The organism is Planktothrix sp. FACHB-1355 (genome assembly GCF_014748295.1).
GTDB lineage: Bacteria > Cyanobacteriota > Cyanobacteriia > Cyanobacteriales > Aerosakkonemataceae > Aerosakkonema > Aerosakkonema funiforme_A.
Genome location: NZ_JACJUP010000071.1, coordinates 1 through 11,635, shown reverse-complemented (window position 1 = coordinate 11,635; position 11,635 = coordinate 1). Strand labels below are relative to the sequence as shown.

4 protein-coding genes are annotated in these 11,635 nt (G+C 46.1%); all 4 read right to left on the bottom strand.

The genetic code is table 11. The annotated features are described in order from the left end of the window. Positions 1 to 155: 155 nt before the first annotated feature. Entirely contained in the window at positions 156 to 2,078 is a 1,923-nt protein-coding gene (locus H6S82_RS05695) for an adenylate/guanylate cyclase domain-containing protein (RefSeq protein ID WP_190464177.1), read from the bottom strand. Between the two features lie 127 nt (positions 2,079 to 2,205). Then, positions 2,206 to 4,620 carry a filamentous hemagglutinin N-terminal domain-containing protein gene (locus H6S82_RS05690; protein WP_191056075.1) on the bottom strand — a complete coding sequence of 805 codons (2,415 nt, stop codon included), beginning with the start codon at positions 4,618 to 4,620 and terminating at the stop codon, positions 2,206 to 2,208. 282 nt (positions 4,621 to 4,902) lie between these two features. Continuing rightward, positions 4,903 to 8,160 carry a filamentous hemagglutinin N-terminal domain-containing protein gene (locus H6S82_RS05685; protein WP_190464179.1) on the bottom strand — a complete coding sequence of 1,086 codons (3,258 nt, stop codon included), beginning with the start codon at positions 8,158 to 8,160 and terminating at the stop codon, positions 4,903 to 4,905. A 516-nt stretch (positions 8,161 to 8,676) separates the two neighbouring features. Next, the coding region (locus tag H6S82_RS05680; RefSeq protein ID WP_191056074.1) for an S-layer family protein at positions 8,677 to 11,635 on the bottom strand (2,959 nt) is incomplete at its 5' end.

Sequence of the window (11,635 nt, the reverse complement as noted above, 5' to 3'; positions counted from 1 at the left end):
TGTAGGGAATTTTCGATCTTTTACCAACATGAATAACTCTTTCTTACTAGATTAGTATACCAAAAGGTAGAAAGCAATTTGTAAACATTTTGTTAAAAGATGCCATTTATACATAAAGAGGATGCAAAAACTGGGATCTTGAAGGGTTGTATTTTTCAATCAAGGAGAACTTGGTAGATAGGAGTCAGCTGTTCTCGACCCTTAAGCTGCGTATTACCTACCAGTTTAGTGGGAAAAGAACCGTGAATGTATCGATAAGTTCCCTCGTCGATCAAAATCCGGCAGATACCGCCGTCGATCGATTTATCGTAACTTTCCAACCGCGCTGCTACGTTAACGCTATCTCCAATCGCTGTGTAATCTAGCCTTTGGGAACTGCCGAGACTGCCAGTAACGATCGTACCGGTGGCGATACCGACACGCATAGCAACGGTGGGGCGTCCTTGGGTTTTCCACAATTCATTCAGTAGTTCTAACGTTGAGCCCATTTGCACAGCACAACGCACGGCTGCGTTGGCGTCATGGGCGATCGCTTCTTCAGTGGTGCGGGGAATGGGAACGCCAAACACAGCCATAATTGCATCCCCAATAAACTTATCGACGACACCGCCGTGAGCTAAGACTAGCTGAGACATCGCCTCCATATATTCGTTAAGCCAAGACATCAGCACTTCCGGGTCGAGTTGTTCCGAGATGGTACTGAAGTTTTTCAAGTCGGTAAACAGCACAGTAGCTGTCACCTTTTGTCCTTTAAGGCGTCCTTCCTTGAGCAAGCGATCGCGATCGTGCCAGATCGCTTCCGCAATTTGGGGAGTTACGTAACGACCGAAGATATTCATCACGATTTTGCGGTCTTTTCGTTCTATATGGGCAATGTATGCCACGATCGCCACAGCAGAAAGCAGCAAGCTGGCGATCGGCGGAATTACGGGTATCCACCAACTTTGCAAAAATGCCAAGTACGAACTCCCCAGCAAAGCTGTGGTAGCGATCGCCAGACTACCGGCAGTCCACCGCCAACTTTGTAACTGCCAAGCTAATGCAGCACCAACGCAAGACCAGAAAAAGATCCATCCACACTCCAGCGCATCAGGCCAACTTTTAATCGGAGAACGCCCTTCCAGCGCCGCACTCAGAATTTGACTGCTTAGATGCGCGTGAATTTCCACACCAGCTGCCCGCTCTTGGAAATTAGTCCGACCGCCACTGTATGGAGTATAAAAAAAGTCATTCAAACTAGCAGCTGTAGGGCCTACAATGACGATGCGGTTGCGGATCTTCTCTGGCGGTACCCGACCTGTCAGCACATCATTCATGGAAACCGTGGCGAAACTGCCTCTTGGCCCTCTAAAATTCAATATTACTTGGTATCCCCCTGCATCTGCCCCCACATAGCTACCGTCGTTAGCTTCAAAAGGAACAAAAACGGTTTTACCCAGCTTCAGAAAACCGTTATCTGCCGCTTGAGGGGTAATGCCTTCCGCTTCTAAATAAAGCATCGTCAGCAGTAGCCCAAAACTGGGGATGGCATTCCGATCTGGTGGTGTCAAAAATAACAAACCGCGACGGATTTTTCCATCACCATCCAATACCACATCATTAGCCCCGACTCTACTTTGCTTGCCCAGTATTGGCGGTGGGGCTACAGAAAAACCGCGACTGTCGCCAACAACTTTCTCAATACCGATTAGGTTCGGTGTGGATTCAAACACTTTAATTAAGGCTTGATGACCGGGTTCTACTGGCAAATCTCGATACAAGTCTAAGCCGATCGCTCTCGGTTGCTGACTTTTTATTTTGTTGAGCAACTCTGCCAATACTTCATCCGGAACTGGCCACTTTTTAATTCCTTGCAGATCGGATTCATCAATACCAACAATCAGGATGCGTTCGTCAATTGGTTCTTTAGGACGCCAACGAAAAAATTGATCGAGCGCCGCCCACTCCGACGATTGCAATAAGCCACTCAAACGTATAATTATAATTAATCCTGCTACAGTAGGAGTGGCGAGCGCAACACCCCGCCATTCCCAAATGTGCTGTTTTAACTTAGGCCAGGATAAGCGCAATTTAGTCATTGGCGATCGAGTGAAGTGACGATAATTTTCGCTCTAATAATTTTTCCATTATTTTTATTTCGTTTACTCAAGATAATTCCATGATATGCTATTTTATTTATTTAAGTATTTGAGCGCACCTGCCATATTAAAATTGACAAATTAAAGTGTTAGCATTGGCAACAACGGCCAATTGAGAGCTTGTTCCTAAAATAATGCTACCATCAGCTAGGATTGCAATTCCTTCCGCTTCCTGAATTGGGTCTTGTTCGCGCCATACACGTAAGGGTAAACTTTGATGCATTTCAGGACTTTTGCTTGAGCTTACATTTTGAATTCCGATCGAATTGTAATGACTGGTAAGAGTGTCGTAGGGGTTGCTGGGTAAACCGCCTGTCCCGATGAAAGTAAAACTGCTTTGGAAATTCTTTCCACGCGCAACGCAACTGGTTGTTAAAACAGCTTCTGAAACGTCAAAATTATTCAGCAATGGAGCGAAAATATTTGGCACATTGCTATCAGTAGTTCTGACTTGTACTACGCCATTAATTCCATTTTCAGAACTGGCAGTAATAGCGCTATCTGGGGAAATAAAAATTCCTTGACTGTTGATTTGTATATTACCTCCTTGACCGGAGAAAGCATTGGCATTAATTTCGCTATTTTTTTTCACAACTAATGTATTTGTAGAAATAGTAATATTGCCACCGTTACCCGCACCGCCTTCTGTGCCAGCAGTCGCAGATATGAAACTATTCTCGTCCAGTAACAAGAAGTTAGATATGACATTTATATCTGCACCTTCTCCCGTTATTGCTGTTCCTTCAAATCCACCTTCTTTGCCAAGAAAAATATAATCAGCTTTAATATCTAAATTGCCAGTTCTCCCGGTACCTCGACTGCGAACGCTGAGTCTGCCTCCATCTTGAAGAATGAGATTACCAGTATTTACGATGAGATTTCCACCATTGCCTGTAGAGCCAGGCTCGGTAACAGCAGCAACAGAACTGAGAGCCGTACCGTCAGGAGACTTACCAATTAATTCGAGCGTTGACAAAGCATTAATAACGATATCCCCGCCGTTTCCTTGAGAAAACGAACTAGCTGCCAATCCTGCGCCCGATCGCACTGTTAAACGTCCAGTATTTACTTGCAATTTACCAGCATTTCCCGTACCCAAACTGCTGGTAAAAAAACCAGTGAAAACGCGCACAATTGGCGACAGATAAATTGGGTCGCTGCCAATCAGTTCTAGCGACTCGGAAACGTTGGCAAGTAAATTTCCGCCTTCGCCTCCGCCAATAGTAGAAGTTGATAGAATGGCATTATCCCGCGCTCTAAAATTGCGCGTATTTACGGTCAATTTTCCAGCATTTCCGCCATTGCCAACTCCAGTGCCCGTCGCCAAAAGCGATGCGCTCAAATCTATCGATTCTGTAGCATTTACCGTGATATCTCCACCGCGACCTGTGCTAAAAGTGGAAGTAGTAACGTAGGTGCCATTGCGAGCCATGAAATCGCGACTATTAATTATAATATTACCAGCCGCTCCTGCACCAAAGCTGATACTGAAAAAACCGTTTCGGAGACCATCAAGAGTAAGATTTCCAGACACGAACCGTCTAATATTTTCATCATATTCTCCTGTCCCTATCATTTGTAATGATTCAGCAGTATTGGCAATTATTGTGCCGCCGTTATCGCTACCCAAAGTAATAGATATAATGCGCGATCGCTCTTGTAATTCTAAATTTCGCGCCGTGACTTGAATTTCACCGCCGCCTGTACCGCTAGTATCGACAGTTGCTCCATTTAATAGTTGAATATTACCAAAACTTTGAATATCTGAATAGCCTAAAGCAAAACCGAGTTGAGTGGGTGCGATCGACACTTTACCAGAAGTTACGCTGCCTAATTCAATCCGTCCTCCCCTTGTAGTTGGTACGACATTTCCTGCTACTATTGTTAAGGGAATTCCGCCCGCAGTTAAACCAGTTGCTAGGGGATTGTTGCTGCCATAAATCGTGACATCACCGCCCACAAGTGCCAAAGTGTTTCCAGTTTGTACGGCGAGATTTGACCCTTGCACTTGCATTGTACCGGGATGCGATCCACCAAATTGCAAACCAACAGGAACGCTGACAGCCAGTAGCGGTGGAGCGTTGGGTTGAACGGCGCTAAATTCTGTTTTATCTGCGAACAAAATGGTATTAGCGGTACTAGCTAGAAACGAACCGCCGATATTTAGCTGCGCGTTTGGGCCAAAAATAATTCCGTTGGGATTGAGCAAGAAGATGTTGGCGCTGCCGTTGGCTTCGAGCCTGCCATCTATATTAGAAATAGTTTCACCTGTGACGCGAGTAAAAATGTTTTGAATATCGAGAGCGTTGTTGAAAAATGCGCTGCTGTCGGTGGGTATGGAAAATTCTTTAAAACTGTGAAATAGGTTGTTACCTGTTCTAGTTCCTCCCTCGATCGAATGGGTATTGCCTTGTCGGTTAACAATAGAATTAACTGGCAAAGTAGCATCGGGTAGAATTTGTGCTGATAGTCTGTCAGTCAAAAGGCAAAATGTCAAGGGGAAAATAAAAAGGCAAAAAGTTTTAATAACATCTGTGTTCATCTGTGTTCATCTGTGTTCATCTGTGGTTAAATTTAACCTAAATATAACGCCGGAAAATCCAGGATATCGCTTTTAAGTAAGTGGGCGTAAATAAACCAAAAATAATTTGTAGGGTGGGCACTGCCCACCATTAGCTCATCTCAAAGGTTACAGGCATTTTGGTGGGCACTGCCCGCCCCAGGTTTAATTCTGGCTTTGATACTCGCGAGCGAGTCTGAACAACTACTTACAAATTAAGTCATTAGCATTAGCGATCGCATTACCTTGTCCCTCACCACCTATTGCTCTCAGTTGCGCTTGCGTTAGTAGCATTGTCCGTCCATTTGGCGTTACAGCTATCCCCTGCGCTTCCTGAATTGCAGACAGGGGAGTGAGGATTCGGTAATCTCCTATGCCCCTGTACCCCTGTGCCCCTGTGCTTAGACCCTGCACTCCCGCCACAGTATAGCGACCGCTGAGAACCTCGAAGGGGTTGGGAGGTAAACCGCCAGTACCAGTAACGGTGATGCTGTTATTCATCCGCCTACGAACATCGCAACTGTTGGCTAAAAGAGTATCTGCGATCGCAAAATTAGCGGAAATGGGTGCAAAAGCATTCTCTACGTTACCGTTCGGCGTTCTTACTTCCACCGTACCGCTGAGACCAAACTCAGAAGTAGCGGTAATATTGCTACCGGGAGAAAGAAAAACACCGATAGCGTTGAGGTTGATATTACCGCCTTGACCTTGAACCGCATTGGCTGTAATGTTGCTATTTTGCAAGGTAACGATGGTGTCGGTATTGATGATGATATTGCCACCAGTAGCAGTACCAGAAGCATCGGTAACGATCGCACTATTCCCACGCAGCTGTCCGTCATCAGTTTGTACAATGATATTGCCGCGATCGCCCACTGCGGTTCTGGCACTGATGAAACCTTGCCTATCCAGTCGCAACAAACTAGCCGTAATTTCCAGGTTGCCCGCACTTCCGATCCCCAAACTGTCCGCAGCTATTAACCCTCCATTGCGGATAATCAATGTTCCGGCGGTAACGCTCACATTTCCTGCATCTCCGCTTCCCTGAGTGGTACCGGTCAACGCGCTGGGAGTGAAGAGCCCAGATATACCATCTATTGTTAAAGTATCCGTTGCTTTTACAGTTAGCGAGCCGCCCCGCCCCGAAGCAAAAGTGGTGGTTGAGGCATTGGCTCCATTGCTGATTGTCAACCTTCGAGTTGAAATTGTTAAGTCTCCCGCTGGTGCTGGCCCGACGCTACTTGCATTCAAAGCCGTGTCTCCCGGTTTACCGAGAACAAAATATGGGTTGCCGCCAATTAATTGTATAGATTCAGTGGCGTTAATGGTAAGGTTTCCACCGCGACCGAATCCTGCGGTGCCTGTGGATATTATCGCGCCATCGCGCATCGTCAAGTTTTGAGTATTAATCGTTAAATCGCCAGCACGACCAATACTGCCTGGGCCATTTCCATTAGATAAGAGAGAAGCGCTCACTTCCATCGCATCGGTAGCATTGAAGGTCATCTGTCCTCCTCTCTCACCGCCGCCAAAATTAGAAGCCTGCGCCAAAGCACCATCGCGAGCGATAAATCTGCGGGTTTCGATCGTCATATTTCCCGCATTTCCACTACCAAAACTGATCGTAAACAAGCCGTTGCGGAAGATGGACGGAGTTGCAGTGAAACTGCTAATTTGTTCCAGGCTTTCCAGATATTTTCCCGTACCGATTAGCTCTACCGAATCGGTCGCCTTCACTGTCAAGTTTCCCGCTGCGGAAGCACTTGCTGTAGTTGTCGATATCCTCGCTCCCTCACCGACGATTAACCGCCCGGTTTCTACAGTTAAATTACCGCCTGCGCCAGTTGCTCCCTGTTCGACAGAAGTATTTAAGCTGCTGGGAGTTTCTCCATCGGCTGATGTTCCCCTAATATCCACAGAATCGGTAGCTTTTACTGTCAACGTACTCGCGGAACCTGCGCCAGAAGTACCCGCAGATATTTGTCCTCCATCTCGCACGCTTAACCGTCTGGTTTCGATCGCCAAATTCCCCGCATTCCCCAAACTTTCTCTACCGACTGTTGTCTGCAAAGCACTGCCCGTACCCTCCTTATCCGCACCCATCAATTCCACCGATTCAGCAGCGCGTACAGTGAGAGAACCGCCATTACCTTTCCCTTCAGTGGCAGAGGTAATCGCAGCTCCATCTTGTAGAATTAAACTACCCGTTTCAATTATCAAATCTCCGGCATTACCTGTAGAACCGGGCAGTGCTTCAGTTCCTAAAAAACTGCCCAATCCATTCGGATCTACACCTTTTAATTCTACCGATTCGCTGGCGCGTATTGTCAGAGAACCACCATGACCTGCGCCGAAAGTAGAAGAAGATATCAAAGCGCCATTGTCGAGAATTAAATTGCCAGTTTCTACTGTAATATTTCCGGCATTTCCGGTGGAGTTTGGATTGGTTTCTGCTGCCACAAAGCTGTAGACTCCTTGGGAATTGACACCGCTCATGCGGATAGAATCGGCAGCCCGGATATCGATACCAATACCATTTGACGATCCCAAAGTCAATGCTAAAAAGGCACTTCCTTCTCCCAGAGAAAGTTGCCGACTTTGCACTTGAATGCTACCGCCGCCTTCGCCGCTGGTATCGACAGATGCGGCTTTATTTAAGCTGATATCGCCGAAATTATGAATTTCTTGATAACCCAAAACCCAACCAATTTTAGAGGATGTTAAATTTACATTTCCTTCTGTCGCTACGCTTCCCAATTCTATGCGTCCGCTTGGTGCTGTGAGATTACCGCTATCTAATAGAATATCCCTACCAAGAAGTGCCAAAGTTTGACCGGGATTTACTTGCAGTCCGACGGGGCGTTCATCTCTGATGTAAACATCGTCACCATAAGTTTCTGAGTCGATGCTTAAATTATTACCGTTCCCCTGCACAACAATCTGTCCGGGATTTACACCAAATTGCAAACCGATGGGTACGCTAACAGTAAGAAGGGGAGAAGTTTGCGGATTGCTAGCGCTGAATTCGGTATTATCGGCAAATCTGATACTGTTGGCGGTGCTGGCGAAAAAAGAGCCGCCGATATTTAATTGGGCGTTAGGGCCAAAAATTATACCATTGGGATTGAGTAGGAATAAGTTAGCTGTGCCGTTTGCTTTGATTAAACCATCTATATTAGATATAGATCCACCCGTGATGCGGCTGAAGATATTTTGGATATCTAGTGCGTTGTTGAAGAAGGCGCTGCTACCAGTTGGAATAGAAAATTCTTGAAAGCTGTGAAATAAATTGCTGCCTGCTTGGGTGCCACCTTCGATCGTGTTGGTGTTGCCGTTAATTGTAATAGTAGAATTAGTCGGAAGAGTGGCATCGGGTACGATTTGAGCTTGTGTAGCAGATGCGATCGCGCTCCATAAGTATACACAACCAGCCATCCCAAATAGGTGACTAAACTTTATCATAAGTCAAGGATTGAGAATTGGAGAATAGTCTCGATAGCTATTTATACAAAATATCCATGAAGATGCACTTACTATTTAGTAATTATTTTGTCTGAAAACCTGGCGACCTACAGTAGCTTCTGTAAGAAATAGTAATCAGAGTTTACAGGAAATTGGTATTACTAATTATTATATCCTTTTCCCTAAAGTTTGCGGATACGCCATTGGCGTGACGATCGTAGAAACGTATCTAATCTTAGGGTAAGTTAGGCACGGGCGACAACTTCAGCCTTTTGAAGTAATAATTAACGAACTCTGCCTTAAGACAGTATCGCGCAAAACTCTAACATAACAATAGATTTTTATCCAACTATCGGAAATAGGCAATTTTGCTACATATACATTACAACTAATACCAAATCAGGATTAAGTACCAGCTTTTTAAACAAACTACTCTCGACGGGAAGAAGGCAGAAAAGAGAAGACAGAAGACAAAGCGGGCAATCAACCAGGATAGGCTATAATTAAGGACTTGAGTTAGTTACAAATTAAACGATCGGCATTAGCGATCGCATTACCTTGTTCCTCACCGCGTATCGCTAAAAGTTGCGCTTGTGTTACCAGCATAGTCTGTCGATTTGGCGTTACGACTATGCCTTGCGCTTCCTCAATTTGAGGATAGCGACTCGCTGCTGGCAAATTTTCTCTGCTGCTTTGTTCCTCTCCCTCTCTACTGCTGACACCTTGCACACCAGACAAAGTATAGCGACCGTTGAGAACCTCGAAGGGGTTGGGAGGTAAACCGCCAGTACCAGTAACGGTGATGCTGTTAGCGATACCCCTGCGAGTGGCGCAACTGCTGACTAAAAGAGTATCGGGAACAATAAAATTAGTGGAAATAGCTGCAAAAGCATTCTGCACATTGCTATCGGGCGTTCTCACTTCCACCGTACCGCTAACCCCAAACTGAGAAGTAGCGGTGATATCGCTATCGACAGAACGAAAGACACCAGAAGCGTTGAGGAAGATATTACCGCCTTGACCTTGAACGGCATTAGCAGTAATGTTGCTATTTGCCAGAGCGATTAAAGTGTCTGTGTTGATGGTGATATTCCCACCCGTAGCAGCACCGGTGGCGTCTGTGGCGATCGAACTATCGCGACGCAGTTGTGTGCTATCTGTTTGTAAAATGATATTGCCGCGATCGCCTGCTGCCGTTCTGGCGCTAATGGCACCTTGGTTATCTAATTGCAAGAAATTAGCTGCAATTTGCAAATCGCCTGCACTTCCAGTCCCCACACTGTTTGCCGCGATTAACCCACCATTGCGGACGATTAGCCTTCCGGCGGTGATATTTACATTTCCCGCATCTCCGCTTCCTTGAGTACTGCCGATCAAAGCGCTGGGAATCCTGCCCGAAGGTGTTCCTTCTACTACAAGGGAGTCTGTTGCCGTTACTGTTAAAGCACCGCCCCGCCCCGAACCGAAAGTGCTGGTTGCTACAGTTGCTCCATTTCTAACTGTCAACCTTCTGGTCGCGATCGTCAAGTCTCCCGCTGGTGCTGGCCCCAAACTACTGGCAGTCAAGTTGGTGTCCGCAGGTCTATTGAGAATAAAAAATGGGTTGCCGCCAATTAATTCTACAGATTCGGTGGCGTTGACAGTAAGATTCCCACCACGACCGAATCCCGCCGTACCTGTGGAGATTATCGCTCCATTGCGGATAGTCAAATTCTGGGTATTAATGGTTAAATTGCCAGCAGTGCCAATGCTTCCAGGTACATTTCCATTAGATAGCAGAGACGCACTCACATCGATCGAGTCGGAAGCGTTGAGGGTCATTTGTCCGCCCTGTCCGCCACCCAAATTAGAAGCAAGCACCAAAGCACCATCGCGAGCGATCAATCTTCGGGTTTCGATCGTCATATTTCCAGCATTTCCACCACCGAAACCGATCGCAAATAAGCCATTGCGGAAATTAGACACATCTGCTGTGAAACCGATAATTCTTTCCAGATTTTCAACATATCTCCCCGTGCCGATTAATTCGACAAAATCGGTAGCTTTAACAGTCAAGTTTCCTGCTGGTGAAGCACTGGCAGTAGTTGTGGATATCCTCGCTCCTTCCCCTACAATTAACCTTCCAGTTTCTATTGTTAAATTACCGCCTGCACCAGTTGCTCCCTGTTCGACAGAAGTAGTCAAACTGCTGGGAATCATACCATCTGCTGATGTTCCCCTAATATCGACAGCATCGGTAGCGTTGATTCGCAAGATACCTGCTGACCCTGCGCCAGCAGTACCGGCAGATATTTGTCCGCCATCTCGGACGATCAACTGTCTGGTTTCGATCGCTAAATTACCTGCATTGCCCAAACTTACTTCTCGTACTTGTGTTTGCAAAGCGCTAACCGTTCCTTCTCTATCCGCACCGCTCAATTCCACCGATTCAGAGGCGCGTACAGAAAGAGAACCGCCATTACCTGCCCCATCAGTACCAGATGTTATGGAAGCGCCATCTTGCAGAATCAATTTTCCGGTTTCGATCGTTAGATCGCCAGCATTTCCGGTCGAACCGGGCAGCGCTTCTGTTCCTAAAAAGCTGCCCAATCCATTCGGGTCTACACCTCTTAATTCCACTGATTCTGTAGCGCTTATCCTTAAGGAACCTCCTGCGCCAACAGTAAAAGTAGAGGAAGATATCAATGCACCATCATCGAGAATTAATCTATTAGTTTCAATAGAAATGTTTCCAGCATTACCTGTAGAATTGGGATTGGTTTCTGCCGCTATAAAGCTATATACTCGTTGGCTATTGGCACCGCTGATGAGAACGGAATCAGAAGTGCGAATATCAATATTTCCACCTGGTTCTGACCCCAGAGTTAAAGCTAAAATAGCGCTTCCTTCACCTAAAGAAAGTTGCCGACTTTGTATTTGAATGCTGCCCCCACCTTCGCCGCTGGTATCGGCAGATGCAGCTCGATCGAAGTGAATATCGGAGAAATTTTGGCTCTCTGAATAATTCAAGATCCATCCTAGTTGGGTAGCAGCTAGTTTTACCTGTCCTTCTGCGGCTACACTACCTATTTCAATACGTCCGTTTGGTGCTGTGAGATTACCGCCTGCGAGTAATATTTCGCCGCCGATTAATGCTAGAGTCTGACGGGGATTTACTTGCAGTCCAACGGGGCGATCGTCTCTAATATATACTTCTTCACCATAGGTTTCTGAATCTATTTTCAGATTATTACCAGGCCCTTGTACGACGATTTGTCCTGGATTTGACCCAAATTGTAAGCCTATAGGTACGTTGACAGTTAGTAGAGGGGGAACTTGCGGATTTATGGCGCTGAACTCGCTGCCACCACCAAATTTAACGCTATTAGCGGTAGTCGCAAAAAACGAGCCACCTATATTTAAGGAAGCGTTTGGGCCAAAAATAATCCCGTTGGGATTGAGCAAGAATAAATTGGCAGCGCCGTTAGCTTTAATG

Bases quoted from the DNA above. Each gene is read 5' to 3' on its own strand.
- H6S82_RS05695 (WP_190464177.1), bottom strand. From the start codon at position 2,078: ATGACTAAATTGCGCTTATCCTGGCCTAAGTTAAAACAGCACATTTGG.
- H6S82_RS05685 (WP_190464179.1), bottom strand. From the start codon at position 8,160: ATGATAAAGTTTAGTCACCTATTTGGGATGGCTGGTTGTGTATACTTA.